A 26,972-nucleotide genomic window follows, 5' to 3' on the forward strand; every position below is an offset into this window, starting at 1 on the left:
CCTCCGCCCCCGCCTCCTCCCAAGCCAAAGCTGGCGCCCAAGCCCGCGCCGCCCGCCGCCGCGAAGGCGCCGCCGCCGGCCGCGCCCACCGTGGCGCCCGCGCCCATCGTCGTTCCCAAGGAAGTGCCGCTGGAGAAGCCGCCCGAGGCCGCGACGGAGACGGTGGCCGCCGCGCCCATCGCCGTGGGTGGCACCGGCGCGCTCGTTCCCGGCGGTGTGGTGGGCGGTGTCCCCGGCGGTGACACACTCGCCGGTGGTGGCGGTCGCGTCGCGCCCATCAATCTCCCGGAGTCCGGCACGCCGCCGGAGCCCCTGTCCTCCAACCTCACGCCGGAATACCCCTCCGAGGCCCGCTCCAAGGGCCTGGAAGGCATGGTCATCCTCAAGGGCGTGGTGGGCGTGGATGGCCGCGTCAGCCAGCTGAAGGTGATGCGCGGCGACGAGCCCTTCGCCAGCGCGGCCATGGCCGCCGCGAAGACGTGGCGCTTCAAGCCCGCAGTTGTCGGCGGTCAGCCCACCGCGGTGTTCCGCATCTTCAAGGTTCCGTTCCGTCTCAAGTCGTAAGCCGAAAACGCCTCACCCGCACCTGCCCCCCAGGAGCAACCCGTCATGAATTTCAATCTCAGGGACATCTACAACCACATGGGTGTGTTCGCGCTGGGCATCGCGTGGACCCTCATCCTCTTCGCCGTCGCGTCCCTCGCGGTGTTCTTCGAACGCCTCTTCGTCTTCTTCCGCTCGCGCTCCATCTCCAAGCAATTCGCGTCCCGCGCCGGTCCGCTCCTCACCCAGCACCAGCACGAGGCGCTGGTGAAGGAGGCGGAGGCCACCAAGGGCAGCCACCTGGCCATGCTGCTGGGCGGTGGCATGAAGCACTTCCTCGCGAAGTCCCGCGTGCCGGCCGGCAAGCTGGGCCCGGTGGAGCTCACGCGCCGTGAGCTGGTCCGCATCAACGAGCGCGTCAGCGCCGACGTGCGCCGCGGCATGTCCGTGCTCGCCACCGTCGGCTCGGTGGCGCCCTTCGTCGGTCTGCTCGGCACGGTGGTGGGCATCATCGAGGCCTTCTCCGGCATCGCCAAGGAGGGCTCCGGCGGCCTGGGCGCGGTGTCCGCCGGTATCGCCGAGGCGCTCGTCGTCACGGCGCTGGGTCTGCTCGTCGCCATCCCCGCGGTGCTGATGTTCAACTTCCTCTCCACCCGCGCGGATTCGCTCCAGCTCTCCCTGGACGCCGCGCGGAGCGAGTTCATGGACTACCTGGAGGACCTGGGGCCGCAAAAGCCCGTGGCCACCAACGGCGCCGCGGTGGCCACGGGCCCGGAGCTGGCTGCTCGCAAGGAGTCCCGCGATGTCCACCCCGCGTAGGAGCCTGACGCCGGAGATGAACGTGACGCCCCTGGTGGACGTCGTGCTCGTCCTCCTCATCATCTTCATGGTCGTCACGCCCCAGATTGAGTCCGGCGCCGCGGTGGAGCTGCCCACGGCGACGAACCCGGACAAGGAGAACAAGGAGCTGACCCCCACCACGGTGAGCCTGTCCGCGACCGGGGCCTTCTTCCTGGACCGCAAGGAGCTCAAGCGCGACGCGCTCATGGCCGAGCTGAAGGCCGTGCGCGCGAAGGACCCGGACTCGCCCGTGGTGCTCAAGGCCGACCGGGGCGTGCGCTACTCCGAGGTGCGCGGCCTCTTCAAGGCGATGCAGGAGCTGGGCTTCCCCGGCATCAACCTGCAGGTCGTCGACAAGCAGAAGAACTAGGAGCGCACGCCATGGCATTCGACCTCGGAGGCGGAAAGGGCAGCATCCGCCCGGCGATGAACGTGACGCCCCTGGTGGACGTCGTGCTCGTCCTCCTCATCATCTTCATGGTCGTCACCCCGCTGATGACGAAGCAGATGTGGATGACGGTGCCCGCCAAGGGCGATGACCAGGAGGCCCCTCCGCCTCCTCCCGATGCAAAGCCACCGGTGGTCCTCACGGTGGACAAGTCCGGCGTGCTGCGAATCAACCGGGAAGAAGTGCCCCGCGACCAAGTCGTGGCCCGGCTCCAGCGCATGCTCAACGCGCGCCCGGACAAGATTGTGTTCTTCGACGCCAGTGATGATGTGCCGTACGGCGCCGCCATGGACGTGCTGGACCTCGCGCGAGGCGGGGACATCACGGTCGGCGTGCTGCCGGACAAGCTCGCGGATTGATGCAGTGCCGCGGCGGACCGTGACACCAAGTTTGCGGTCCGCCGCCTGAATCGTCACAGCCCCTTCATCCAGATGCCATGCGTGTCGCGTTCTCTACGCGCACCTCGGCAAGGAGTGTCGTGTTGTCTCGCACTGCCCCCTTGCGCGCCATTCTGGCTGCGCTTGTCATGACAGCTACGCCCGTGTTCGCACAGGCGCCCGGCGTTCCGGGCTCGGCTCCCGCTCCCGCGGTCGACCCCGTCACGCAACCTCTTCCCCCATCCGAGGAAACCCAACCGTCGCAGCCGACTGACACCGCGACGCAGCCGTCTGGAATTGCCGCTCCGCCCGCCGTGGGTGATCCTTCCACGCAGCAGCCCGGCACCGAGTCCGCGCCCACCGCGCAGCAGCCGGGCGTCACGCCCGCGCCCACCGCGCAGCAGCCGGGCACTGAACCTGCCCCCACCGCGCAGCAGCCCGGAACCGAGGCCGCGCCTACCGCGCAGCAGCCGGGCGTCACGCCCGCGCCCACCGCGCAGCAGCCGGGCACTGAACCTGCCCCCACCGCGCAGCAGCCCGCGGCGCCGGCCGATGAGTCCATGGAGGGCATAAGCGACGAGGCGATGCTGGCCGAGTCCGCCGTGCCGCCCCCGGGCTTCACCGGCATCTACGGCCGCGTGACGGACGAAGCCAACGGAGAGGGCCTCATCGAGGCCACCGTGAAGGTCGTGGCGGGCGCCCAGAAGCAGGTGCTCACCGACCTGGATGGCTTCTACCGGGTCGCGCTGCCGCCCGGGAAGTACGACCTGCGCGTCTTCTATGACGTCTACCAGGGCCGCCGCATCACCGGCGTCGTGGTGACGAAGGGCAAGGCGACGAAGCTGGACGTCGCGCTCGGCGCGGACGAAGGCGCGGTGCAGGAAGTCGTCGTCGAGGCCCGCGCGGACCGCCGGGCCGAGGGCGCGCTGCTCCAGGAGCGCAAGAAGGCCGCCGCCGTTTCGGACGCCATCAGCGCGCAGGAAATCGCGCGCACGCCGGACTCCAGCGCCTCCGACGCGGTGAAGCGCGTGGTGAGCGCCACGGTGGTGGACGGCCGCTACGTGCTGCTGCGCGGCCTGGGTGGCCGCTACAGCACCACGCTGCTCAACGGCGCGCTGCTGCCCAGCACCGAGCCGGACGAGCCCAGCGTCCCGCTGGACATCTTCCCCACCAGCCTCCTCGCCAACCTCAACGTAGTGAAGAGCTACACACCGGACCTCCCCGGCACCTTCGCCGGCGGCACGCTGCTCATCGAAACCAACTCCTACCCGAGCGAGTTCGAGCTCAAGCCGCGCATCAGCCTGGCCGGCGACTCCGAGACGACGTTCCGCGAGCGCAACAGCCAGGCCCAGGGCGGCTTCGGTGAGAACCTGGGCTTCCCCAGCGGGAGCCGCCAGCTCCCCAACGCGATTCCGCGCGACAGCGGCCTGGGGATGTCGGGTGAGTCCAGCGACGTGCTGGAGCAGCAGTACCGCAGCTTCCCCAACATCTGGCAGGCGCGCCGCACCACCGCGCTGCCCAACATGGGCCTGGGCGTGTCCATGGGCGACACCCTGCGCTTCGGCAACAGCCGGCTGGGCTACCTGGCCAGCGCCAACTACGGTCACCGCGACGGCGTGCAGGAGGGCACCTTCGCCCGTGTCGACCGCGACGAGACGGGCGCGCTCAACGCCCGCGACGCGGCCCGCAGCACGCAGGGCTTCGAGACGGCCAGCCTCAGCGGCCTGGGCAGCGTCGGCTTCCAGTTGGACCGCGACAACGAGCTGACCTGGTTCGGCCTCTACACCCGCGGCACCGACACCCGCACGTTCACCGCGCGCGGCAGCAACATCGTCCGCGGTGAGAGCTACGAGAGCACGCGCCTGCAGTTCGTCAGCCGGCAGCTCTTCTTCAACCAGCTCCGAGGCTTCCACCGCCTGGGTCTGCTGGGGGACGCGGAGCTGGATTGGCAGGCCAACCTGTCCCGCGTGGACCGCGACGAGCCCGACACCCGCGACACCCTCTACAGCGACAACCTCTCCGCGCCGTCGGGCACGCCCACCTTCCCCAACCAGCCCAACAGCGGCGAGCGCTTCTTCGCCGAACTGGGCGAGACGTCCACGGGCGGCAGCGTCAACGTCACCGTTCCCCTCTCCGCCGTCCGGCTGAAGGTGGGCGGGCTCACCCAGGTGTCCTTCCGTGACTTCGGTGCCCGCCGCTTCCGCTACCTGCTGGGCACCACGCCGGTGGACCGCACGCTCCCCCCCGAGCAGCTCTTCGCCCCGGAGAACCTGGGCACCGGCATCCGCGTGCGCGAGAACACCCGGCCGGACGATGCCTATGACGCGTACCTGGGCATCTTCGCCGGCTATGCGTCCGCGGACGTCCAGCCGACGGACGCCCTCCGCCTGGTGGGCGGCCTGCGCGTGGAGTCCTCCACCCAGCAGCTCACGCTGAAGGACCCGTTCACCGGCGCCTCCGGCACGGAGAACCGCTCCGAGTACATGAACCTGCTGCCGGCCTTCAACGCCATCTACGCGCTGACGCCCACCGTGAATGTGCGCGCCGGCTACAGCTACACGCTGGCGCGGCCCACCTTCCGCGAGCTGGCGCCGTTCATCTACTTCGACTTCGTGCGCCGCCGGAACGTGTCCGGCAACCCGGACCTGCTCCAGACGCGCATCCACAACATCGACGCGCGCGTCGAGTGGTTCGCGGGTGAGAACGAAGTCCTGGCCGCCAGCGCCTTCTACAAGCGCTTCCAGGACCCCATCGAGCGCGTCATCCGCAACCCCGAGTCGGGGGACCTCAGCTTCGAGAACGCCGCGGGTGCCAACACCTACGGACTGGAGCTGGAGGCGCGCGCGTCGCTCGCCCGCCTCACGGAGACGCTGAAGGCCGTGCGCGTGGGCGCCAACCTCACGCTCATCCAGTCCGACGTGGACCTGGGTGACCCCAACGTGGTGGGCGCGCAGACGAACCGGAACCGTCCCCTCCAGGGCCAGTCCCCGTACGTCATCAACCTCAACGTCGGCTACTCGCGCCCCGAAAGCGGCACCGAGCTGACCGTCCTCTACAACGTGTATGGCCGCCGCATCAGCGAAGTGGGCGTCCAGGGCCTGCCGGACATCTACGAAGTGCCCTTCCACCGCGTGGACATCTCGCTGACCCAGCAGCTCGGCTCGGCGCAGCTCAAGCTCACCGCGGCCAACCTCCTCAACTCGAGCGTCACCCTCCGCCAGGAGTCGGTGGACGTGCAGACGTACAAACCCGGCGTCGCCTTCAGCGCGTCGCTGGGCTGGTCCCTCTAACCCGCAGAAGGAAGCACACCCATGAAGCGCCTCTTTGCCTCCCTCCTGACGCTCTCCGCCCTCTCCCTGACGTCTGCCTGCGGCGACGACGACAACACGCCCAACAACCCCAACCCGCCGCCGACGGACACCACCGAGAACGTGTCCGCCAACATCACCCAGGACACCACCTGGAAGGCGGGCGTCACGTACACGCTGAAGAACTACATCTTCGTGGAGAGCGGCACGCTCACCATCGAGCCGGGGACCCGCATCCTGGGCGACCAGGGCAGCGCGCTCATCATCACCCGCAACGCGAAGATTCACGCGGTGGGCACGGCGCAGGCCCCCATCGTCTTCACCAGCTCGCGGCCCGTGGGCAGCCGCGAGCCCGGTAACTGGGGCGGCGTGGTGCTGCTCGGCAAGGGCCGCATCAACGTGGCGGGCGGCGAGAACACGGTGGAGGGCTTCTTCGCCTCCGGCAACAATCCGCTGACCCAGTACGGTGGCGGCGCCAACCCGAACGACGCGCACGACTGCGGCAAGCTGAACTACGCGCGCATCGAGTTCGCCGGCTTCGAGCTGTCCGAGGACAACGAGCTCAACGGCCTCACCGTGGCCGGCTGCGGCTCGGACACCGACCTGGACTACATCCAGGTCCACATGGGCGCGGATGATGGCGTGGAGTTCTTCGGCGGCTCGGCCAACCTGAAGCACGCCGTCGTCACCCAGGCGGACGATGACTCGCTGGACTACGACCTGGGCTACAACGGGAAGATTCAGTTCTTCATCGCGCAGCAGAACGCGGTGGTGGGCAACTTCGGCATCGAGGCCTCCGGCAACAAGAACGACAACGCGGCCACGCCGCGGTCCGCGCCGGAAATCTGGAACGCGACCTTCATCGGCTCCGGCCGTCCGTCGGGCACCAGCCCCGCGCAGTCGGGCATGGTGTTCAACACCGGCGCGGGCGGGAAGTTGAACAACGTCATCGTGGCCCACTTCGCCGACCTGGCGGTAGACGTGAGCGGCACGGCCTCCGCGGCCCTGTGGAACGCGGCCACGCCGGAGCTGTACCTGCGCAACACGTTCTTCTGGAACAACCGCGGCGACAAGGTCTCCATCCCCGCGGCGCCGAACCCGACCGTGGACGCTGGCGGCAACATCACCAACCCGGACGTGTCCAACTTCAACGAGCCCGAGCGCGTGCTCGCCTCCGCGCTGAACAACCGCGTGGTGGATCCACAGCTCACCGACGCGACCCACCTGACGGCGCCGAACTTCATGCCGGTGGCCGGCTCGCCCGCGCTCAACCCGGACTCCGCCGCCACGCCGCCGGCGGGCTTCGACACCTCCGCGCGCTTCGTCGGCGCGGTGGGCACCACCAACTGGCTGGCCGGCTGGACGGCCTTCCCGCAGGACTGACGTCCCCACGCAGAGCTGAGCCGGGCCCCTCCACCGAACGCGGGTGGGGGCCCGGTCCCATGGCCCGGTCGAGTGCAGCGCGCGGAGGGGGGCTCCGGCGACGGCACCCGGCCGGGCCGTGGCCTTTGCAGGGCCTGGAGCCTGCTGGCGGCCCTGGGCCCCTCACCCCGCGCGGCACGCGCCCACGGGGTTGTCATCCCCGGTGGCTCCCCCAACGTTTCCGGTGGCGGGCTCGACTCCTGCCTGCCCAGGAGGAGCCACCGTCATGCGTGACACGATTCAGCAGCCAGGAGCCCGCTTTCCCGCTGTGTCTCCACGTGGCGGACGCCTCGGGAGCCAGAGGTGGCGACGGCCCGGCCGCGGCCCTCAGCGCACCTCGGAGGAGCGCCTTCCGCAGCTCGTCTCCGCGCTCGCTGGCGGCGCCCTGCTCACGCTGGGCCTCCGGCGAGGCAAGCTGGGCGGCGTGGCCATGGCCCTGGCCGGCGGCGGCCTGCTCTTCCGCGGCACCCGGACCGAGCAGGAGCCCCACGTCCACAAGCACGGCGTCGTCGTCCGGAAGCTCCGCCGGCAACGTGGCCGGGACGCCACCGTCGAACTGACGGTGCTCCAGCGCTCCATCACCATCCAAGGCGCGCCGGAGGCGCTGTATCGCCGCTGGTGCGACGCGGAGACGCTCAACCAGGTGATGGGACACTTCGCCGACGTCACCTCCTCTGGCGAGAGCCTGCAGCACTGGAAGGTGCCGGGCGTGCTCGGCAAGGAGCTCGAATGGGACGCGGAGGTGGTGGAGGAGCACCCCGGTGAGCTGCTGAGCTGGCGCTCCGTGGGGGACACGGCCCTGCCCAACGAAGGCTGGGTGCGCTTCCGACCCGCGCCGCGGGACTGGGGCACGGCGGTGACGCTCCGCTTCGTCTTCGACCCGCCGGGCGGCGTCGTGGGCGAGAAGGCCGTGCAGTTGCTCGGCGCCGTGCCCGCCGCGCTCGCGCTCAAGGCCCTCAAGCGATTCAAGAGCCTCGTCGAGACGGGCGAGATTCCCACCACCCGGCCCAACCCCGCCGCTCGCGAGGGCGGCTACTCCTCCTGAGGAACCTGCCCATGCGCGCACTCTGCTGGAACGGCATCAACGACCTGGGCGTGGAGACGGTGGGGGACCCTCGCATCGTCAACCCTCACGACGTCATCCTCCAGGTGAGGATGTCCACCACCTGCGGCTCCGACCTCCACTTCATCGACGGCTACATCCCGACGATGCGCAAGGGAGACGTCATCGGCCACGAGTTCATGGGCACCGTCGTGGAGAAGGGCCCCGCGGTGAAGAAGGTCCAGGTGGGTGACCGCGTCGTCGTCCCGTCCTTCATCGGCTGTGGCAGTTGCTGGTACTGCCAGCACGACCTCTGGTCCCTCTGCGACAACACCAATCCCAAGGGTGAATTGCAGGAGCCCCTGTTCGGCTACCAGACCGCGGGCATCTACGGATACACCCACACCTTCGGCGGCTACGCGGGCGCGCATGCGCAGTTCGTCCGCGTCCCCCACGCGGACAACGACTGCTTCCGGGTGCCCGAAGGCGTGACGGATGAACAGGCGCTGTTCCTCTCCGACGCCGTGCCCACCGGCTACATGGGCGCGGACTTCTGCGACATCCAACCCGGCCAGACGGTGGCCGTGTGGGGCTGCGGCGGCGTGGGGCTGATGGCGCAGAAGGCCGCGTTCCTCCTCGGCGCCGAGCGGGTGATTGGCATCGACCGCTTCCCCGAAAGACTGAAGCTGGCGCGGGAGAAGGTGGGCGCGGAGACCATCAGCTACGAAGAGGTGGACAGTGTCCTCGACGTGCTGAAGGAACTCACCGGCGGCCGAGGCCCCGACGCCTGCATCGACGCGGTGGGCATGGAGGCCCACGGCACGGGCGTGGGCGCCGCGTATGACCGCGCGAAACAGGCGATGCGGCTCCAAACGGACCGGGGGCAGGCGCTGCGGCAGGCCATCCTCGCGTGCCGCAAGGGCGGCATCCTGTCCGTGGTGGGCGTCTACGGATTCATGGACGCGTTCCCCCTGGGCGCCATCATGAACAAGGGCCTCACGGTCCGCTCCGCCCAGCAGCACGGACAGAAGTACCTGCCGCGCCTGCTGGAGCACGTGGTGAAGGGCGAGCTGGACCCGTCCTTCCTCGCCACCCACCGGTTCTCCCTGGAGGACGCGCCGAAGGGGTACGAGCTCTTCAAGAAGAAGCAGGACGGCTGCGTCCGGGCGGTGTTCCTGCCCAACTGATGCGCCAGTCCTCGCGAGGCCGTCCGGTGGCCGCGACACACCGGGCGGCTTCGTTTATCCGCGGCCCGCTCAGGCCTCGGACAACATGCCGTTGCCGGTGTGGTGCGCCGCGGCGGCGAGCGCCTCCGGCGAGGACCCATCCGCGAACAGGGATGCACCCGCGACGGCGCGAGCCTTGGGAGGACGGCCCCGGCGGCGGGGCGCGTTCTCATCGTTGCCCTGCGCCGCGCTCGCGGGGTCCAACGCTCCGCCGTCAGCCCGGGCGCCCTTGCGCGCCGCACGCGGCAGGTGGATGCCGTCCAGCCGCGCGCTCAGCTCCACGTTCTCCTCGGAGAAGACACGCGCGTACGCCAGCGCCCGCTGGCCCTTCTGGAGCAACGCCTCCTGGCTTTCGTGCAGCGCCTGCCGCGCGGACTCCAGCGCCGCCTGCGCCCGCGCCACGGCCTCCGCCTGCGCCCGCACCTGTTCGGCCGCGGCGTCCAGCACCTCGCCGTTCATGTCCGGGAAGCGGACCTCCGCCAGCTCCGTGGTGAACAGCTCAAGCAGCGCACGCAGCGCCGGGGGAATGGGGTCGTTCTCGTTCGAGTCGAACATGCGCGGGCCTCCTGGCTCCTTGCGGGAAGGTGGCCCCTATCTGCCCAGATGTTCAGTGTCAGATCAAGAGGGTAGGCTAAAACAGCACCCCTGCGGATCAATCCACACGCACCAGCGCCGCCTGCTGCAAGCCGTCGTCCGCGCTCACATCCACGGACAGGTAGTGCCGGCCCACCCCGTCGAATGTCTCCGGAATGGCGCCGCCGCCGCCGGAGATGAAGGCGGGGATGCCCGCGTTGGCGAACGAATAGTAGGAGTGGATGTGCCCGTAGAGCGTGAGGTCCACGCCCGCGCGCGCCATCTTCCCCACCAGGCCCGCGGCCTCACCCCGGTTGGCGAAGCCGCCGCCGCGCAGCCCCACCGGGTCCTGCGGCGGCACGTGCATGGCCACCACGTGCGTGCCGTCCCGCGAAGCCGCCAGCCACCCCTCCAATTGCTCCTCCACGCCGGGGTCCAACGTGCCGTTGCTGGAGTCCACCACCGAGAAGCGCACGCCCTTGAAGACGAAGCTCTGGCTGCCGCGCCCCACCAGCGCGTGGTACTCGGCGGCGTCGCGGGTGAACGTCTCGTGGTTGCCCAGGGTGGCGTACAGCGGAATGCGCGAGCCCGCCTCCAGCCGCTCCTGGAACTCCGTCAGCTCATCGCGCGTGCCTGACTCCGTGAGGTCGCCCGCGAAGAGGATGAAGCGCGCCGTGTCGTCCCGCCGCATGCGCGCGTAGATATCGCCGACGCGCGGCAGGGCCTCCTGCACGTCCGCCAGCGCGAGGAAGCGGAAGGGCTCGCGCGATTCGGAATCCGGCGGCGCCACGGACAGCCGCGCTGTCGTCCCCGCGCGCAGCGCCACGCGCCACACCTTCACGGTGGGCAGCGCCTGCGGAAGCGCCTCCTGCGCCAGCGGCGCGCCCCCTTCCTCCTCGGCCACCAGCACCGCGTCCGGCATCGCGTTGCGCACCGTCACCAGCCAGTCGGACGGCGCCTGGGCGCCCACGTCGATGCGGGCGGTGAAGGCCGGCGCGTTGCCCCACAGCACCAGCGTGCCCGGCGCCAATTCGCGCACCGTCGCCAGCCCATCCGCCACCGACAGCGTCACCCCGCCCTGCTGCGCCTGGCCCACCTTGGAATCCGCAATCGCGCGGTTCTCCGCGGGCCGCATGCCGCACCCCGCAACCACCAGTGCCGCCATCACTCCCACGCGCATCACCGCTCACCTCCCAGGGCACGAATCAACGACAGCCGGCCCACGAGCGCGCCGCCTCCCTGCACCTCGGCGGCGACACCCCAGTCATCCGTCAGCAGCGCCCGGCCCCTCAGGCCAAAGGCGCCCACGATTCCGCCGCCGCGCGAGCGGATGCCCCCCGCGAACGAGTCCTTGCGGTGGTCGTAATAGAGCATCGCCTCGCCCCGGAACGGCCCACCCCGGCCCAGCCACACGCCGTAGCCGAAGGTGAAGAGCAGTTGCTCGTGCAGGTTCCCGTCGCTCACCGCGCCCGGGTACGTATAGGCCTCCGCCGACGTGCCCACGCTGACCTCCGCGAAGGAGCCCGCCATGGCCGGGCTGATGCGCGACATGGCCAGCCGGCCCCGCAGCGCCACCTCTCCGCTGATGAGCGCGAAGCCCTCGGTGGGGTAGCGGTGGAACTGGCCAAAAGCCTCCACGTCCAGCGCGCTGCCATCCGTGCCCGACAGCGCGCGCTCCGGCGCGCCCAACAGCCGCCACGCCCCGCCCAGGCGCACCTGGGTGTTGCCCTCGGAAGGGTCCACCCGCACCGTGCCCAGCAGGCGCAGCGAGTCGAAGCGGGCCTGCGCCCCCACCGTGAGGAAGTGGCGGTAGTCGAACGCAGCGTCATTCACATACTGATAGCCCACCTCCAACTCCAGCGGAGGAAGCAGGGGCGGCGCGACGCCCGCGTCGAACGCCGGCGCCGTCACCGCATACAGGTTGGCCAGCGCGGAGATGCCCAGCACGCTGAAGCCCGCCAGCGTCACCGCGTACAGCGGAGCAATGGTGCGCCGCGAGGCGCCCGTGAGGGCAATGGGCACGCCGCCCAGCGCGATGAGCCCCAGGCCCGCGCCCTCCAACGCGAAGAGCCGCTTCGCCGTGTGACGGTCCCCCGCCACCAGGGGCCCCAGCCCATGGAAGAGCAACCCCGGCACCACCGCCACCGCCACCGCGAGCGGCTTGAAATCGGGGCGCTCCGAGGGCGGCGGAGGCACCTGCGCCAACGACTGCTGGGAAGGCCCCACGTGCGCCTGGAGGGGCGCATCCACCGGGACCTCCGGGCTCCCGTCCCCACCGCGGGCCAGGCCCGGCGTCGAGAACAGCAGCACTCCACTCAGACACACGGCGCCCCACCGCGAGCGAAGGGGGAGCTCGGACACCATCGGCGACGCCTCTTTCTCAGCGAGGGGCCGGCCGCCCCCGCCCGCCGGCAAGCGCAGGCAGGTCCGCTAGATAACCGCGCCGGGGCGGCCCACGGCAGGTGCCCCGCGTGAAGAAATGTGAAGGCTCAGACCTTGGTAACCCTGAAAAACTTCGCACAGAGTGCAATCCGGAACCGGGACTTTCCAAGGAAGGAAGGTATGCTCCTACCCCGTGGCGGAAAACAGCCCTCAGCAATTCGGTAAATACGTCCTCCTCTCGAAGATCGCCGCGGGGGGGATGGCCGTCACCTACCGCGCGCGGATGACGGGGGCAGCGGGCGTCACCAAGCCCTGCGTCATCAAGCAGATCCTCCCGCACTTCGTCGACGATGCGGACTTCGTCGAGATGTTCATCGGCGAGGCGCGCGTGGTGGCCAGCATGAGCCACAGCAACATCGCGCAGATTTTCGACTTCGGTGAGGTGGACGGGCAGTACTTCATCGCGATGGAGCTGGTGCAGGGCCAGCCCTTGTCCAAGGTGCTGCGCCGCGCCCAGCGGATGGGCATGGCGTCCTTCCCGGAGCCGCTGGCGCTCCACGTGGCCAGCAAGCTGTGTGACGGCCTGGACTACGCACACCGACACGTGGGCGAGGACGGGCTGGCGCTGGGCCTGGTGCACCGCGACGTGTCCCCGGACAACGTCCTCATCTCCTATGAGGGCGAGGTCAAGGTCATCGACTTCGGCATCGCCAAGGTGACGAGCGCGGTGGAGGCGAAGACGTCTCCCGGCACCCTCAAGGGCAAGTACCCATACTTCTCCCCGGAGCAGGCACAGGGCCGGCAGGACCTGGACGCGCGCACCGACGTGTACGCCGCGGGTGTCGTCCTCTACGAGATGGTGTGCGGCAAGCGCCCCTATGAAGGGGAGTTCGTCACCGTCCTGCCCCGCATCCTCGTGGCCGACCGCCTGCCGCCGTCCGCGCTCAACCCCACCGTCAGCGAGGACATGGAGACGGTCATCTCCCACGCCATGGCGCTGGACCGTGAGGCGCGCTACCAGACGGCGAAGGACTTGAGCGAGTCGCTGGTGGAGCTGCTCTACCGCGACAACCCGCGCTTCACCCCCACCCTGCTGTCGCAGCTCATGGCGCACCTCTTCCCGGAGGAGCTGGCCGCCGAGGGCCGCCGGGTGGAGGTGTCCCCCGCCTTCCAGGAGCAGCTCACCGCCTGGCAGACGGGCGTCACCGAAGCGTCGCCCCAGGGACGCGCGCGGCCCCCATCCAGCAACGCCCCGCGGGGCTCCAGCCCCGGCGTGCGCAGCCGCCCGGGCAGTGACGGAGGCCGCCCTGGCAGCGACAGCGGACGGCCCGGCAGCGAAGGAGGCCGTCGCCCCTCTGCGAGCACCCCAGGAGCGCGCCGTCCCACGAGCAGCGGCGTGCGGCGGGTGACCCAGTCCCAGCTCCCCCGCTCCGAGGGTGGCGTCCGCAGGACATACACCTCCGAGCGCCCCGGGCCCCCCGTGCCGGCGCTGGACGAAGAGCCCAGCACCGACGCGGGTGATGCGCCTGCCCCCACCCAGGCCGCGCCACGCGACACGCCCATCGAAGTGCCCGCCGCCAAGAGCAAGGAGCCCACCACCGAGGCGCATCCGGTGGGCACCTGGACTGGCAAGGGCTACCGCACCTCCGTGGACGACGCTCGGGACACGCTGGCGCGCGAAGAAGCCGCGCGCGTGGCGAAGGGGAAGGAGAAGGCGCGCGTCGTGACGATGTCCGTCGTCTACGCCACCGCCGCGCTGTTCCTCGTCGGTGTGTTCTACAAGCTCGTCATCGCGCGCGAGTCCACGTTCGACGACATGTACGCATCCACCACCACGCTGTGGCTCGCCTCCAAGCCCGCGGGCGCCACCGTGCGGCTCAACGACCAAGTGCTCAAGGGCGTCACGCCGCTGATGGTGGAGGTCAAGATTGGCGAGGCCAACACGCTGGCCCTCTCGCTGCCCGGCCACCTGCCCTGGACGAAGCGCTTCACGCCCACGTCGAACCTGGTGGAGCCGCTGACGGCGGAGCTGAAGCCCATCGCAGCGCCCCCGCCGCCAGTCGAAGTGGCCGTGGCGGCGCCAGAGGACGCGGGCGCCGCGGTGGTGGCGGAAGGCGCCGCCACGCCGGAGGACGCGGGCCCCAGCGCGCCGGAGGACGCGGGCGCCAGCACGGAGGTGGCGGTCGCACAGGACGGGCCCGAGGAGGAGGACACGCCGCAGCGGACAATGCACGAGGTGGACTACCCCACCCGCGTGCTGGTGCTGCGCCCCCAGTACAACGCCGTCCCCCTGCCCGAGTACAACACCGCCAGCATCGAGCTGAACCCCGGCACGACGTACTCCGTGTGGACGCAGGGCAGCGCGTCGCTGGCCGAGGGCCGGGGCACCGCCTCCGGCACGCTGGCCTACCTCATCGAGGGCGACGGGCCGGTGGACAGCAGCTTCGGCCTGCTCGGCACGTCAACGCGCACCATCAAGGGCGCTCGGAAGCTCCACGTCTTCGCGCTGGATGACGGCGGACTGGACGACAACAGCGGCGCCATCCGCATCAACGTCCGCCAGTCCGCCTACGTGCCGCCGCGCTCGTTCACCTTCGATGCGAAGGAAAACGCGGTGCCGCTGAAGCCCGAGCACCAGATGGTGCTGCGCGGCCTCAACCCGGACTCCACCTACCTGCTCACCGTGCGAGACGACGTCGCGGAGCTGCGCTCCGGCCCCAACGGCCGCGTCCGCCAGGTGCTGTGCATGGAGCGCGGCCCGGCGCCCGAATCCGTGCGCGCCACCCACCGCATCCTCCAGACCGGCAAGCGCTACCAGATGACGGGCACGGAGAACCTGCACTGCACCTTCCCCGACATGCAGGTGGGCGACAACCGGGGCGCCTTCGAGGTGGACATCGTCGACGTGACGGCCATGTCCGGCAAGGAGCGCGCGGAGGCCCTGAAGGGCTCACGCCGCTCGGAGCGGTAGCAGCCATACATGCAAGCCCGCCGCGCTCCCACTGAGGCGCCAGCGGGCGAGGCGAGCACTCGCGGCGCCGCGGAGGACGCCGGACTTGGCCGGAGGAACGGTGACTACCTTACGGTGGACCGGCGACCCATGGCTTCAGCGCAGGGGTCCGGCTTCCTGACGTAAGGGCTAGCGAGGGCCCGGCAGCGCGAAGGCCCGGCTCGACAAGGACGGGAAAGGCACGTGGGCGCGGGGCCGAGGGGCACCGGGCCCACGCGTCTTTCCGTGGGACGGACTCAGATGTCCAGGTTCTGCACGTCCAGAGCGTTGCGCTCGATGAACTCGCGCCGCGGCTCCACCGCCTCGCCCATCAGCAGCGAGAAGATTTCGTCGCTCTCCACCGCGTCCTCCACCCGCACCTGGAGCAGCGTGCGCGTGGCCGGGTTCATCGTCGTGTCCCAGAGCTGCTCCGGGTTCATCTCACCCAGACCCTTGTAGCGCTGCAGGCCCAGGCCACGCTGCGCGTCCTTGCGGACGGCGGCGAGCACCTCTTGCACGGAGAAGACGGTGATTTCCCCCGCGTCCACGCGGACCTTGTACGGCGCCTTGCCCAGCGCCACGAAGGCGTCGCGCAGCGACGACAGCTCCAGGTACTCCGGCGACGACAGGAAGGCGTGGTCGAGCACCGTCTCCCGCATGGCGCCATTCACGTCGGTGTGGAACACCAGCTTCTTGGTGTGGTGCTCGGGGTCCTGCACCAGCTCGTGGCGCACGCGGCCCAGCACGTCCGGCATGCGGCGCTCGAAGGTGTCATAGGCGGCCTTCACCGCCGCCTCCAGGGCAGCCTCGTCCGTCAGCGTCTCCGCGGACAGGCGCGCGCCCTGCACCAGCGCGTCCACCACGCGCGCGTCCCGGCGCTTGGCCTGCTTCTCCAGGCGCTCCTCGTACGTAATCACCTTCTCCAGCAGCGCCTTCAGCTCCGCGCCGCCCAGCTCGCCCCCGGGCGTCAGCACCCGCGCGTGCTCGGAGGCAATCTTGAGCAGGTACTCGTTCAGCGCGTGCTCGTCCTTGACGTACTGGTCCTTCTTGTTGCGCGTGACTTTGTAGAGCGGCGGCTGCGCGATGTAGAGATAGCCCTTCTGCAAGAGCTCCGGCATCTGCCGGAAGAAGAAGGTGAGCAGCAGCGTACGGATGTGGCTGCCGTCCACGTCGGCGTCCGTCATCAGGATGATGCGGTGGTAGCGCGCCTTCTCCGGGTCGTAGTCCTCCGCGCCGATGCCCGTGCCCAATGCCGTAATCAGCGTCACGATTTCGGCGCTGGTGAGCATCTTCTCGAAGCGGGCCTTCTCCACGTTGAGAATCTTGCCGCGCAGCGGAAGGATGGCCTGGTTGCGCCTGTCTCTGCCCTGCTTCGCGGAGCCACCTGCGGAGTCGCCCTCCACGATGTAGAGCTCGCTCTCGTTCGGGTCGCGGCTCTGACAGTCCGCCAGCTTTCCGGGGAGCCCGCCGCCGTCCAGCACGCCCTTGCGGCGCACCGTCTCACGCGCCTTGCGCGCGGCCAGACGCGCCCGGCAGGCGTCGCCAATCTTCGCCACGACCTTCTTGGCGACCATGGGCGTCTCTTCCAGGAAGGAGCCGAGCTGGTCGTTCACCATCTGCTCGACCAGGCCCTTCACCTCGCTGTTGCCCAGCTTCGTCTTCGTCTGCCCCTCGAACTGGGGGTTGGTCAGCTTGACGGAGATGACGGCGGACAGGCCTTCACGCGCGTCCTCGCCGGTGGGCGTCTCCTTGAGGTCCTTCCAGAGGCTGCCCTTCTCCGCGTAGCTGTTGAGCGTGCGCGTCAGCGCCGCCTTGAAGCCGGACAGGTGGCTGCCACCCTCGTGGGTGTTGATGTTGTTCGCGAAGGTGTAGATGCGCTCGTCGTAGCCGTCATTCCACTGCATCGCGATGTCGAGCATGACGCCCTCGCGCTCCGTGCTGAAGGAGATGGGCTTGTCGTGGAGCGTCTGCTTCGACTTGTTGAGGTACTCCACGAACGAGGAGATGCCGCCGTCGAACTTGAAGTCGTGCTCCTTGTTCGTGCGCTCGTCGCGGACGACGATATGCAGGCCCGCGTTGAGGAAGGCCAGCTCACGCAGACGCTGGCTGAGCGTCTCGAAGTTGAACTCCACCAACTCCATCACCGTGGCGTCTGGTTTGAAGGCGATGTGCGTGCCGCGCTTGTCGGTGGTGCCCACCTCGCGCGGCGGGGTGTCCGGGACGCCCTGCGCGTAGGCCTGCTCGTAGACAATGCCGTTGCGATGGACGCGGACCTTGAACCACTCCGAGAGGAAGTTGACGCAGGTGACGCCCACGCCGTGGAGGCCGCCGGAGACCTTGTACGCGCCGTTGCCGAACTTGCTGCCGGCGTGCAGCTCCGTGAGGACGACCTCCAGGGTGTCCTTGCCGGGGAACTTGGGGTGCGGGCCCACGGGGATGCCGCGCCCGTTGTCCTGCACGCTCAGGGAGCCATCCACGTGGATGACGACCTCGATGTCGGTGCAGTGCCCGGCCAGCGACTCGTCCACCGCGTTGTCGACGACCTCGTACACGAGCTTGTGGAGCCCGTAGGCCATCGTGTCGCCGATGTACATGCCGGGGCGCTTCCGGACCGCCTCGCGGCCCTCGAGCTTGGTAATGCTGTCCGTCCCATACTCCACGGGCGGCGGAGCAACCGCCGAGCCGGTAGCGGGGGTCTTTTCCATGTGAAGCTGTCCTTGGGAAAAGGAGCCTTGCAACAGGTCCGTGCGTACCACTTCAAGGCACGTCGAACAAGGTTAACGAGGACTCGCAAGGCTGCGTAAACATTCGTGAAATCCGCCTGGCCGCCTGCCTGGGAGGCCGCCCCTGGAAACGGGGTGTTCAGGCGTCGAAACGGGGCGGCGGGAGGCGGTCCTCCAGCGCCGAAATCAACTCGTCGAAAACAGCCTTGCGGGCGAAGAGATGCCGGGTGACGAGCACCCGGCCTTCCTCCTTGAGGAACAGGGCGAGCACGCTCCCCTTCCGGCCAATCCGGCGCACGTGGTCAATCTGCCCCCAGTGCAGGTCCAGCTCCTTCTGGCTGAAGGGCCGGGCCACGCGCACGCCCCGCGCGTCCACCGTGACGCCCCAGCCCGTGCGGGGCCGCAGGCGGTGGAAGGACACCAGGAAGGTCAACATCAGCCCCGCGGAGACGCCGGCGCGGGCCATGGCCTGGACGCCACCTTCGGCGCGGGCATCCGCCAGGGCCCAGGCGGTGAGGACGGCCAGCACGCAGGCCCCCACGAAGAGGGCGATGCGGGTGGCGCGAGGGTCGAAGGCGTAGAAGCGCGGGCTGCTCATGGGTGCCCCTGCACCCTAATCCTCCCGGCGCGCCGGTGCGCGGTTTTGAGCGCTGCGTCTGTTCTCCGCCGGGCGGAGCGTGCCCTACGCTCCAGAGCCCCATGACGAATGCCGAGCTGTCCGCGCGCCTGCTGTCGAACGTCATCGCCTTCAAGCACCTTCAGCGGGAGCGAGGCACGCTGCGGCACCTGGGCCTGCCAGGCGTGGACGCCTTCTGTCTGCCGGGGCACCCGGAACACTCGCGGGCCCAGCAGGCCTTCTTCCACGACCCGGGAGCGCTGCGCGACGCCCTGCCCGCCCTGACGGACTTCTACCTGCGCCTGGACCTGCCCGGCTGGCGCGTGGTGCTGCCGCCCGGAGACACCGAGGGCCGGCGGGTGCTGGAGGACGCCGGCTTCGCCCCCGACGCGGTCCGGATGGATGCCATGGGCCTGGTGCTGGGAGACGTGCCGGACGCCCCGCCGGACCTCCCCCTGGAGGTCTCCGAGACGCAGGACGACATGGTCGCCATCAACAAGCGCACGTGGGGTGAGCTGGGGGGCCAGCTCGACGTCTGGCTGCGGCCGCCTCCGCTGCCCGTGCACACGCTGGTCGCGAAAGAGGTGGGCGTTGCCCTGGCGTGTGGCATGGCCCGGGACGTGGGCGACACCGCGGGCATCTACATGGTGGCCACGGTGCCCGAGGCCCGGGGCCGGGGGCTGGCCGCGCAGGTGATGCGCGGGCTGCACCACCAGGCACGGGCCCGGAGGATGACGGCCGCGGTGCTCCAGGCCACGCCGGAGGCAAAGCCCTTGTATCAGCGCCTGGGCTACCGGGATCTGGGCGCGTGGGAGACCTGGGGCCGCACGAGCCCCTGAGTCAGCGCAGTGCCTCCAGCTCCTCCAGACTGGAGAGCACCTGGGCCGGCTGGCTGAGCCCCAACAACCGGTCCGCCAGCCCATGGGCCGCCAGCCGCGCCAGATGCGCCAGCCGCACCAACTGGGGGTTGCCCCGCTCGGCGTCCAGGATGGCCACCACGACGCGAAGCGGCTTGCCGTCGGGGGTGTCGCCCGCGAGCGGCGTGGCCAACGTCACCAGGGCCGCGGTGGGCACCGCGCCCGGCAGGAAGGAATGTGGCACCGCCACCCCGCCGCCCACCGCGCACGAGGACTCCTCCCGGTGCCGCTTCAGGCCGCCCACCACCCGCGCGACGTCCGCACCGGGCTGCGAGGAGGCCAGCCGCTCCGCCACCACGTCCAGCACGTCGTCCCAGCCCGCGCAGGACAACTGCACCACCACCCGCTCCGGCGCCAGCAACGGCGCCAGCGGTGGCACGGGCGCGTCGCGCCGTCCTTGGGCCACAGGGAACTCCGCCTCCAGGAAGTCGCGCACGCGCGCCAATTGCAATCCGGACAGGCGCCGCTGGGCGATGTCCAGGAAGAGGGCCCCCGCGCCCGGCACCTCTTCCAGGTAGGCGGCCACGGACGGGCTCATCCGGTTGGCCACGTCCATCAGCAGCGAGGACGGGACTCGCAGCTCGCGGGCAATGGCCGACAGGCGCTCGGGCGTAGGGGGCGCGTCCACGCCGTTCTCCACCCGGCTGAGGTACGCGCTGGACACGCCGATACGGCGCGCCAGGTCCCGCAGCGACAGGCCCGCATCCGTGCGCAACAGCCGGAGGGTGGCTCCCAGATGCATCAGCTCCTCGCGGGCAACACCCGGACTGCAGTGGCCCCGTCGTTGGCGGCTTCGGAGGTGGACTCCGCCGCCGTGGCGGGAGACGCGTCGGACACCACCAGCAGCGAGCCCGGCGCGTCCCGGATGATGCGCTCGCGCTGCAGGCCGAAGACCTTGTCCTCCAGCCCCCACTGCGCGCCGATGCCGACAATCACCAGGTCATAGCCGTGGCGCGCCTCACCCAGGGCGGCCTCGTCCGGCGCGTCGCTGCGCACCTCCTTCAACGTCACGCCGCCCTCGTTCGCCGGGAACAGCGCCTCCACCTGCGCCCGGGCTCCGCCGTTGCCGCCGAGGTCCGACGTCACGTGCAGCACCGTCACCTCGGCGTCCGCCTGCTGCCTCAGCCGCCGGGCCAGGGCCAGGGCCGCGCGGTCATGCCGGCTGCCGGCGAAGGGCACCAGCACGCGCTTGATGTCCGACAGGCCCCGGTCCACCAGCACCGCCACCGGGCCACTGGCCTCCTGCATCACCTCACGCACCGTGCCGCCCAGCATCGTCTGGCTGAAGAGCGGCTTGTGCCACCCCAGCAGGACCAGGTCCGCGCGCCGGGCCTTCGCCGTGCGGCAGATGTCCTGGGCCGGCTCGGCGGAGACGAACGACAACGGCCGCACGGAGAGCCCCAGGCTTACGGCCCGCCACAAGAGCGGCATCAGCGCGCTGTCCTCCTCGGGGGCCCGCTGCTGCGCCGGGCGCAGGGACGCGCGCTCCGGGGACACCAGATGCAGCGCGTGAAGCTGCGCGCCCTCTTCACGCCCCGACAACGAGCGCGCCAGGGTGGCCATGCCCGGCCCCGCCTGCCCGTGCGACACGCACATCAGCACGCTGTAGGGCGGAGGGCCCGGCTCCACCGGCAGCGGCACCACCACGCGCTCGCGGGCAATCTCCTCCAGCGGGTAGATCCACTTCAGCAGCGGCGTGGTGATGAACGTCGTCACCAGCGCCATCAGCACCATCATCGTGAACAGCTGGGGTGAGATGACGCCCAGGTCCAGGCCGATGTTGAGGACGATGAGCTCCATCAACCCACGCGTGTTCATCAGGATGCCGATGGCGCTCGCCTCGCGCCACCGCAGGCCCGTCATCCTCGCCGCCACCGCGCTGCCGCCGAACTTGCCCAGGCAGGCCAGCACGATGATGACGCCGCACGTCAGCCAGTCCTCCGCGGTGTTTAGCAGGCCAATCTGCGTGCGCAGGCCGCTGAAGGCGAAGAAGACGGGCAGCAGCAACACCACCGCCACGTCCTCCAGCCGCTCCGCCAGCGTCTCCGCCAGACGGCCTTCCTTTGGAATCACCGCGCCGAAGAGGAAGGCACCGAAGAGCGCGTGGATGCCGATGAGCTCCGTCACGCCCGCGGACGCCAGCAGCAGCACCAGTGTGCCCGCCACCACGTTCTGGGTGAGACCCTCACGGCTGGCCACCCGCGCGCCCAGGCGCGCGAGGAAGGGCCGCACCACCATCAGCATGAAGGCGATGTAGCCCAGCGCCATCACCGTGGTGAGCGCCGCCTGAGCCAGGCTGGACGCACGGACGATGGAGACGACGAAGGCCAGCAGGCACCACGCGGTGACGTCATCCACCGCCGCGCAGGCAATGGCCACCGTGCCCACCTTCGACTGGAGCAGGCCCCGCTCGGTGAGGATGCGCGCCAGCACCGGGAAGGCGGTGATGCTCATCGCCACGCCCATGAAGAGCACGAACGAGGAGAACGGCACCTCTGGCGACGACAGGCTCCTGTAGAGCCACAGCGCGCCCGCGCCCGCGCCCAGCGCGAAGGGGACGACGATGCTGGAGTGGCTGATGGCCACCGACGCATGCCCCCGGCCCTTGAGTAGCTGGGGGTCCAGCTCCAGGCCAATGAGGAACATGAACAGCACCAGGCCCACCTGGCTGAGCATCGTCAGCACCGGCATCGACGAGGCCGGGAACAGCCCGTTCATGATGTCCGGCGCCAGCCAGCCCAGCAGCGAGGGCCCCAGGACGATTCCGGCCACCACCTCCGCGATGACCAACGGCTGTCCCAACCACCGCGCGCCGCGGCCGATGAGCCGCGACAAGCCGATGATGACGATGAGCTGCAAGATCAGCAGCGCGAGTGCGTTGGTGTGCATCCGGCCCTCCACATGAAGTGTTAAGCTGGCACTTACCAACCTGATTTCGAGGCGTCAACCGGGGGGAACGCGGAGCGTCAAACAGGACCCGCCTGCCTGCTTCACGCCGTCAGATGGCGGCTGACGGCGTCCAGCAGTGTGTCCACGTCCACGGGTTTGCGCAGGTGGCCGCAAGCGCCAATCTCATCCGCGACCTGGCGAGCATTCGCTGACGCGGAGAAGACAAGCACCGGGATGTCCCGCCAGGCGGACACCTGGCGCATGGCCCGCGCGAACCCGCCTCCGTCCATGACGGGCATCATCATGTCCAGCAGGACGAGCCCCGGCAGCTCCGTGGCCGCGCCCAGCACCTCCAGGGCATGCTTGCCATTACTGGCCCCCAGCACCGTGTAGCCCGCGTCACGAAGCACTTCCTCCAGGGCTTCGCGCAAGTCCGCGTCGTCATCCACCACCAGCAACGGCCGGCTCACTCACGCCTCTCCTTCTCCAACGGCAAATCCAGGGTGAAGCGCGCGCCACCTCCTTCGCGCGGCCCGGCCCAGGCCCGGCCCCCATCGGCGCGCGAGCTTAACGCCCGTCCGAAGCGTTCGAAGACGTGCTTCACCAGGTCCTCTGAAATTCCGCTCCCTCTGTCAGCCACCTGAACACGGCCCTGTGGCCCACGCGCCGCGACAGCCTCCTCCGCCGACGCGGAGAGGATGACCACCGGCAGCATCCGCGTGCGCGCGTCCGCGCGGATGCGGCGCAGCACTTCATGGCCATCCAGCCGGGGCAGGTCGCCCTCCGCCAGCAGGATGGGCCGCTCGCCGCGCATGGACGGGACGCCTCCAGGACGAAGCAGAACGTGGCCCCTTCGCCCGGCACCGCCTCCGCGGAGATGTCTCCCCATGTCGGTGAATGATGCGCTGGACGGTCACCAGCCCGGCACCCGCGCCAGGGAGCTCCACACCCCGGCCAGTACGCCGGGGCGCACCGCCACGCCTACTTCCAGGACAGCTCGTACTCGCTGTCGAGCAGCCCCACCTGGCGACCGTGGACCCGGACCTCACGCGCGCCCACCGCCTCCAGCACGCCGTGCAGCACGCCCTCGTGGTAGGCGGCGGGCATGAAGTCACGCCGCATGATAAAGCGGGCGCTCGTCTCCCCCGTCCACAGCGGGTAGCGCTCGCCGTAGGTCACCGCGGCGAGGTAGGCCTCTCCCAGCGACTGCAATAGCAGCCGCGGCTTGCCGCTGGCCGCTTGCATCAACTCCCGTCCGAAGACGGACGCCACGAAGTCCACCGTGGCCTGCGTTCCCATGCGCCGCAGCACGCCCTCGAAGCCGTCCAACTGCGGGGCCAACAGCCGCGCCGCCGTGGATGACATCCGGAGGAACCGGGTGATGGGGTACATGTGGAGGAGGTTGATTTCCCAGATGCCGGCCACCCCCTTGCAGCGGGCCACCGCGCCTTCGCCTCCCAGGAAACCCACGACGTCCAGCGTGCCCTGGAAGAACATCCCACGCGCCATGTCGTCGTCGGTGGCCGCCAGACGCCGCAACTCCAGCTCCCAGGCCGCGCCACCACCCGCGCTCGATTCGTAACCCGCGTACATGGTCATCTCCCCGAGGGGCCCTTCCAAGGCGCCCGGGGAACACACCGCCACCTCACTTCGCGGATGATTCCGGGCTCACAAGATTCCCCCCACTTCCGGGAAGCCAACAGTCGCATATTTTTCCGGTACTGTCGAATCAAACCCGGTTCGCCCCGCAGGCCGAGAGGAGCATCCGCCAGCCAACGAACGAGGGCGGATGTCCCAGGCCGGGCTCAGCCCACGATGAGTGACGCCTGGGCGGCGGCCACGGCGGCGCCGGGCTCCGAGCGGTGACCGGCGGCGATGAGCGCGCGCTCCAGGGCTCCCACCGTGGCCAGGACGTCCGCGGGCCCCACGCGGTTCATGTGGCCCACGCGGAAGTAGCGCGTCTTGAGGTCCGGGTGGAGGCCGCCGGCGACGACGACGCCCTGCCCCTTCACCCCGCCCACCAGCGCCGCGTCCACGCCGTCCGGGTAGTACACGGCGCTCAGCGCGTTGGCGGCCACGGCGTCGGAGGTGGGCAACAGGCGCAGCCCCATGGCCTTCCACGCCGCGCGGAAGGCCCGCGCCATCCGCTGGTGCCGGGCGAAGCGGGCGTCCATGCCCTCGGCCAGAATCTGACCCAGGCTCACGTCCAGCGCGGCCACCAGGTTCACGGGCGGGGTGGCGAAGTAGGCCGGCTTGCCCGCTTCGTACGCCTCCATGATGGGCAGCCACTCCGCGAAGTCCGCGTAGACGCTGGCCACCGGCGTCTTGCGCTTGCGCCAGGCCTCCATGGCCCGCGGGCCCACGGTGAGCAGCGCCAGACCGGGAGGAACCCCCACCGCCTTCTGGCTGGCCGTGAGGTACACGTCCGCCTCCCACGCATCCTGGCGGAAGGTCTCCGCCGCGGTGGCGCACACACCATCCACCACCGACAGCACGCCGTGCTTGCGCGCGGCCCGCACCAGCGCCTCCGCGGGTGCGAGCACCCCCGTGGACGTGTCCACATGGGTGACGGACAGCACCTTGAAGCCACCCTTCGACAGGTGCGTCTCCACCTCGTCCAGGGAGGGCACGTCCCCCGGCGGAGCGCGCACGTGCGTCACCCGGGCGCCGTGGCGCTCGAGAATCTTCGCCATCCGGTCGCTGAAATAGCCGGTGTTCACCACCAGGGCCGCGTCCCCGGGCTCCACCAGGTTGGCCACCGCCAACTCCATGGCCAGCGTGCCGGAGCCGGACACCACGAAGGGCTGCGCGGAGGGCGCCAGGCACACCTCCCGAAGCCGCTTCAGGGCCCGGCCGAAGACGGCAATGAAAGCGGGGTCGGTGTGGCCGAGGGTGGGAGCGCCCAGCGCCTGGAGCACCTCGGGCTCGAACTCCACCGGCCCTGGAATCATCAGCAAGTCTCTCACGGCGTCACCACTCCTCTCGCGCAGCCGCCGCGAGCGGAGGTGCCCGCGGCCCGGACCGACTGTGGCGGTCCCCGGTCGCGCTGTCCACGCACATGTGCTCCGGGCGAGTGTCCGGTGCGCGCTATTCGGAAATGTCGGGACATTCGCCGCGCAAAACCCCCGACATTTCCGAACAGCACGCCACCAGACGCGCCCCGCCTCAGAGGCGGACGAGCAGTTCGCGGAGAATCGCGAAGCCCTGCCGGAAGTCCTCCAGCCGGGCCTGCTCATTGGGGGCGTGGTAGTACTGCATGTCCCCGAAGCCCGTAATCTGCACGTCGCAGCCCTGTCGTTGCAGGTCCCTCACGAGCGGCAGCGAGCCGGTGAGCGAGAAGGGCGTGGCCGACACACCGCGCACCACCTGCATGGCCTCCTTCAGTGCGCGCAGGCCCTCCGAGTCCAGCCGGCAGGCGATGCCCTCGGTCCCCTCCCCCTGGAAGCGGAACGCCAGCTCACCGCGCTTGCCGCCCGCCGTGCGCGTGCGCGGGAAGTGCGCGGGGGCATCGTCGCGCTCCAGTCGGGCGTCGAGCTCCGCCATGAAGTCCGTCACAGTCTTCTGCACCTCCGCCAGGTCGTAGAAGGGCGTGAGGCGGATGTCGCCGCGCAGGACGACGTCGGCGGGCACCTTCGTCTCCTTGGTGTTGGGCGCCTCCACCACGGTGGCCTTGAGACTGGAGGACGAGAGGAAGCCCCAGCGCTTCTCGTCCTCCGTGGGCGGGAAGCGCTCGTGGAAGAAGCGCGCCAGCTCCAACGACGCGGCCATGCCCAACTCCAGCGCGTTGACGCAGTTCTGCGGCATGCCGGAGTGGCCCCCCACGCCCGTCACCTTCAGCTCCCACAGCGACACGCCCGCCGTGCCCAGCGTGGGGCCGAAGTTGGCACTGTCCAGCCAGTACACCGGCTGGCCATCGAGCGGCTTGAGCATGCCCTGCTCGGCCACGTAGTTGAGGCCCAGGCCCGGCAGCTCCGAGGACTCCTCGTTGGAGATGAGCACCACCTTCAGCGTGCGGCTGGGGCGCACCTTGCGCTCGGCCAGCTGGGCCAGCAGGTCGGTGAGCACGGCGACGTGCCCCAGACAGTCGGTGACGCCGCGCCCGTAGAGCACGCCGCCGGGGCCCTCCCACAGCTCGAAGGGGCTGCGCTCCCAGCCCTCCGTCTTCTGGTCCGCGGGGACCACGTCGAAGTGCGCGCCGACGAAGCCGATGGCGCCTTCTCCCTCCCCCGGCACGGTCAGCACCAGACAGGGGCGCGACGCCTGGCCCGGCCCCGCCACGGACTCCGCCTGGATGAAGCCGCTCTCGATGTGCGGCGCCAGGGTGTCCAGCACTACCTGCGCGGCCAGCCGTTCCTCGGGCACCAGCCCCGCGCCAGGGTTGTTCTGCAGCTTCGGAGTCAGGGCGATGAGCCGCCGGAGTACGTCGAGGAAGCGGTCCTCACGCAGGGCAAGAGCTTTCATGAAACAGATTGGAGCCCAGACGCGCGGTGGAAGTCACCGGAAACGAACAGGCGCCGCCGCCGATACGGGGGAACTGGCGGGTCCATCGTGGAGCGGTGGACGAAGTGGCGCATGCAGCCCGGGTGACGCGGCGCTCCATGGCCTGCACGGGTGCGGCGCCGGGCCCGTCCGCATCTTGGAGGCCCCATGCCAAATCGCCGCGCTCCGGGCCGCGGG

The 26,972-nt window shown here is 70.1% G+C and carries 22 protein-coding genes; 10 read left to right on the forward strand and 12 right to left on the reverse strand.

The annotated features are described in order from the left end of the window. From FMQ63_RS07355 to FMQ63_RS07390, 8 genes are all read left to right on the forward strand, one after another. The coding region (locus FMQ63_RS07355) for an energy transducer TonB (RefSeq protein ID WP_141276577.1) at window positions 1–564 on the forward strand (564 nt) is incomplete at its 5' end. Between the two features lie 45 nt (window positions 565–609). After that, entirely contained in the window at window positions 610–1,362 is a 753-nt protein-coding gene (locus FMQ63_RS07360) for a MotA/TolQ/ExbB proton channel family protein (protein ID WP_011550420.1), read from the forward strand. Further along, window positions 1,346–1,753 carry a biopolymer transporter ExbD gene (locus FMQ63_RS07365; RefSeq protein WP_011550419.1) on the forward strand — a complete coding sequence of 136 codons (408 nt, stop codon included), beginning with the start codon at window positions 1,346–1,348 and terminating at the stop codon, window positions 1,751–1,753. Before FMQ63_RS07360 ends, FMQ63_RS07365 begins: the two co-directional genes overlap by 17 nt. 11 nt (window positions 1,754–1,764) lie before the next feature. After that, window positions 1,765–2,190 (forward strand): biopolymer transporter ExbD, encoded by a 426-nt coding sequence (locus FMQ63_RS07370; protein WP_011550418.1) that lies wholly within the window; start codon window positions 1,765–1,767, stop codon window positions 2,188–2,190. A 77-nt stretch (window positions 2,191–2,267) separates the two neighbouring features. After that, a complete protein-coding gene (locus FMQ63_RS07375) occupies window positions 2,268–5,498 on the forward strand; it encodes a TonB-dependent receptor (protein ID WP_011550417.1) in 3,231 nt (1,076 codons plus the stop codon). 21 nt (window positions 5,499–5,519) lie between these two features. Further along, window positions 5,520–6,899: a hypothetical protein gene (locus FMQ63_RS07380; protein ID WP_011550416.1), complete on the forward strand. Its 1,380-nt coding sequence runs from the start codon at window positions 5,520–5,522 to the stop codon at window positions 6,897–6,899. A gap of 265 nt (window positions 6,900–7,164) precedes the next feature. After that, on the forward strand, window positions 7,165–7,983 hold the full coding sequence (locus FMQ63_RS07385) for an SRPBCC family protein (RefSeq protein ID WP_020477909.1): 819 nt from the start codon (window positions 7,165–7,167) through the stop codon (window positions 7,981–7,983). 11 nt (window positions 7,984–7,994) lie between these two features. Beyond that, window positions 7,995–9,167, forward strand: coding sequence for a zinc-dependent alcohol dehydrogenase (locus FMQ63_RS07390; RefSeq protein WP_011550414.1), 1,173 nt, complete (start codon window positions 7,995–7,997; stop codon window positions 9,165–9,167). Window positions 9,168–9,236: 69 nt separating this feature from the next. On the opposite strand, the gene FMQ63_RS07395 is transcribed toward FMQ63_RS07390, so the two are convergent. From FMQ63_RS07395 to FMQ63_RS07405, 3 genes are all read right to left on the reverse strand, one after another. Then, a complete protein-coding gene (locus FMQ63_RS07395; RefSeq protein WP_011550413.1) occupies window positions 9,237–9,761 on the reverse strand; it encodes a hypothetical protein in 525 nt (174 codons plus the stop codon). 97 nt (window positions 9,762–9,858) lie between these two features. Then, window positions 9,859–10,962, reverse strand: a complete 1,104-nt coding sequence (locus FMQ63_RS07400) for a metallophosphoesterase (RefSeq protein ID WP_011550412.1) — start codon at window positions 10,960–10,962, stop codon at window positions 9,859–9,861. Beyond that, window positions 10,959–12,143 carry a hypothetical protein gene (locus tag FMQ63_RS07405; RefSeq protein WP_225909691.1) on the reverse strand — a complete coding sequence of 395 codons (1,185 nt, stop codon included), beginning with the start codon at window positions 12,141–12,143 and terminating at the stop codon, window positions 10,959–10,961. The genes FMQ63_RS07400 and FMQ63_RS07405 overlap by 4 nt, the downstream gene beginning before the upstream one ends. A gap of 211 nt (window positions 12,144–12,354) precedes the next feature. Between FMQ63_RS07405 and FMQ63_RS07410 the strand changes: the two genes are divergently transcribed. After that, entirely contained in the window at window positions 12,355–15,132 is a 2,778-nt protein-coding gene (locus tag FMQ63_RS07410) for a serine/threonine-protein kinase (protein WP_020477910.1), read from the forward strand. A gap of 275 nt (window positions 15,133–15,407) precedes the next feature. Here the strand turns inward: FMQ63_RS07410 and gyrB are convergent, their stop codons facing one another. Both gyrB and FMQ63_RS07420 read right to left on the reverse strand, forming a co-directional pair. Continuing rightward, entirely contained in the window at window positions 15,408–17,855 is a 2,448-nt protein-coding gene (gene gyrB / locus FMQ63_RS07415; protein ID WP_011550409.1) for a DNA topoisomerase (ATP-hydrolyzing) subunit B, read from the reverse strand. Between the two features lie 157 nt (window positions 17,856–18,012). After that, complete coding sequence (locus FMQ63_RS07420) at window positions 18,013–18,471, reverse strand: hypothetical protein (protein WP_011550408.1); 459 nt, start codon at window positions 18,469–18,471, stop codon at window positions 18,013–18,015. Window positions 18,472–18,572: 101 nt separating this feature from the next. Here FMQ63_RS07420 and FMQ63_RS07425 point away from each other — a divergent pair, with 101 nt between their 5' ends. Further along, on the forward strand, window positions 18,573–19,328 hold the full coding sequence (locus FMQ63_RS07425; RefSeq protein WP_225909690.1) for a GNAT family N-acetyltransferase: 756 nt from the start codon (window positions 18,573–18,575) through the stop codon (window positions 19,326–19,328). Between the two features lies 1 nt (window position 19,329). On the opposite strand, the gene FMQ63_RS07430 is transcribed toward FMQ63_RS07425, so the two are convergent. From FMQ63_RS07430 to FMQ63_RS07460, 7 genes are all read right to left on the reverse strand, one after another. Then, on the reverse strand, window positions 19,330–20,148 hold the full coding sequence (locus FMQ63_RS07430) for a helix-turn-helix domain-containing protein (protein ID WP_011550406.1): 819 nt from the start codon (window positions 20,146–20,148) through the stop codon (window positions 19,330–19,332). Further along, window positions 20,148–22,295 carry a cation:proton antiporter gene (locus FMQ63_RS07435; RefSeq protein WP_011550405.1) on the reverse strand — a complete coding sequence of 716 codons (2,148 nt, stop codon included), beginning with the start codon at window positions 22,293–22,295 and terminating at the stop codon, window positions 20,148–20,150. Before FMQ63_RS07435 ends, FMQ63_RS07430 begins: the two co-directional genes overlap by 1 nt. Window positions 22,296–22,396: 101 nt before the next feature. After that, the gene (locus FMQ63_RS07440; protein WP_011550404.1) at window positions 22,397–22,765 is read right to left on the reverse strand and encodes a response regulator; all 369 of its coding nucleotides are present in this window, start codon (window positions 22,763–22,765) and stop codon (window positions 22,397–22,399) included. Then, window positions 22,762–23,109, reverse strand: coding sequence for an ATP-binding protein (locus FMQ63_RS07445; RefSeq protein WP_020477911.1), 348 nt, complete (start codon window positions 23,107–23,109; stop codon window positions 22,762–22,764). The genes FMQ63_RS07440 and FMQ63_RS07445 overlap by 4 nt, the downstream gene beginning before the upstream one ends. Window positions 23,110–23,276: 167 nt before the next feature. Continuing rightward, window positions 23,277–23,888, reverse strand: a complete 612-nt coding sequence (locus FMQ63_RS07450) for a DUF2378 family protein (RefSeq protein ID WP_044277724.1) — start codon at window positions 23,886–23,888, stop codon at window positions 23,277–23,279. A 212-nt stretch (window positions 23,889–24,100) separates the two neighbouring features. After that, complete coding sequence (locus FMQ63_RS07455) at window positions 24,101–25,261, reverse strand: alanine--glyoxylate aminotransferase family protein (RefSeq protein WP_011550401.1); 1,161 nt, start codon at window positions 25,259–25,261, stop codon at window positions 24,101–24,103. Between the two features lie 199 nt (window positions 25,262–25,460). Then, on the reverse strand, window positions 25,461–26,756 hold the full coding sequence (locus FMQ63_RS07460; protein ID WP_011550400.1) for a M20/M25/M40 family metallo-hydrolase: 1,296 nt from the start codon (window positions 26,754–26,756) through the stop codon (window positions 25,461–25,463). Window positions 26,757–26,972: the final 216 nt, after the last annotated feature.

Source organism: Myxococcus sp. CA005 (genome assembly GCF_006518205.1).
GTDB classification, from domain to species: domain Bacteria; phylum Myxococcota; class Myxococcia; order Myxococcales; family Myxococcaceae; genus Myxococcus; species Myxococcus xanthus.

Bases quoted from the DNA above. Each gene is read 5' to 3' on its own strand.
- FMQ63_RS07360 (WP_011550420.1), top strand. From the start codon at position 610: ATGAATTTCAATCTCAGGGACATCTACAACCACATGGGTGTGTTCGCG.
- FMQ63_RS07365 (WP_011550419.1), top strand. From the start codon at position 1,346: ATGTCCACCCCGCGTAGGAGCCTGACGCCGGAGATGAACGTGACGCCC.
- FMQ63_RS07370 (WP_011550418.1), top strand. From the start codon at position 1,765: ATGGCATTCGACCTCGGAGGCGGAAAGGGCAGCATCCGCCCGGCGATG.
- FMQ63_RS07375 (WP_011550417.1), top strand. From the start codon at position 2,268: ATGCGTGTCGCGTTCTCTACGCGCACCTCGGCAAGGAGTGTCGTGTTG.
- FMQ63_RS07380 (WP_011550416.1), top strand. From the start codon at position 5,520: ATGAAGCGCCTCTTTGCCTCCCTCCTGACGCTCTCCGCCCTCTCCCTG.
- FMQ63_RS07385 (WP_020477909.1), top strand. From the start codon at position 7,165: ATGCGTGACACGATTCAGCAGCCAGGAGCCCGCTTTCCCGCTGTGTCT.
- FMQ63_RS07390 (WP_011550414.1), top strand. From the start codon at position 7,995: ATGCGCGCACTCTGCTGGAACGGCATCAACGACCTGGGCGTGGAGACG.
- FMQ63_RS07395 (WP_011550413.1), bottom strand. From the start codon at position 9,761: ATGTTCGACTCGAACGAGAACGACCCCATTCCCCCGGCGCTGCGTGCG.
- FMQ63_RS07405 (WP_225909691.1), bottom strand. From the start codon at position 12,143: ATGGTGTCCGAGCTCCCCCTTCGCTCGCGGTGGGGCGCCGTGTGTCTG.
- gyrB (WP_011550409.1), bottom strand. From the start codon at position 17,855: ATGGAAAAGACCCCCGCTACCGGCTCGGCGGTTGCTCCGCCGCCCGTG.
- FMQ63_RS07420 (WP_011550408.1), bottom strand. From the start codon at position 18,471: ATGAGCAGCCCGCGCTTCTACGCCTTCGACCCTCGCGCCACCCGCATC.
- FMQ63_RS07425 (WP_225909690.1), top strand. From the start codon at position 18,573: ATGACGAATGCCGAGCTGTCCGCGCGCCTGCTGTCGAACGTCATCGCC.
- FMQ63_RS07430 (WP_011550406.1), bottom strand. From the start codon at position 20,148: ATGCATCTGGGAGCCACCCTCCGGCTGTTGCGCACGGATGCGGGCCTG.
- FMQ63_RS07435 (WP_011550405.1), bottom strand. From the start codon at position 22,295: ATGCACACCAACGCACTCGCGCTGCTGATCTTGCAGCTCATCGTCATC.
- FMQ63_RS07445 (WP_020477911.1), bottom strand. From the start codon at position 23,109: ATGCGCGGCGAGCGGCCCATCCTGCTGGCGGAGGGCGACCTGCCCCGG.
- FMQ63_RS07450 (WP_044277724.1), bottom strand. From the start codon at position 23,888: ATGTACGCGGGTTACGAATCGAGCGCGGGTGGTGGCGCGGCCTGGGAG.
- FMQ63_RS07460 (WP_011550400.1), bottom strand. From the start codon at position 26,756: ATGAAAGCTCTTGCCCTGCGTGAGGACCGCTTCCTCGACGTACTCCGG.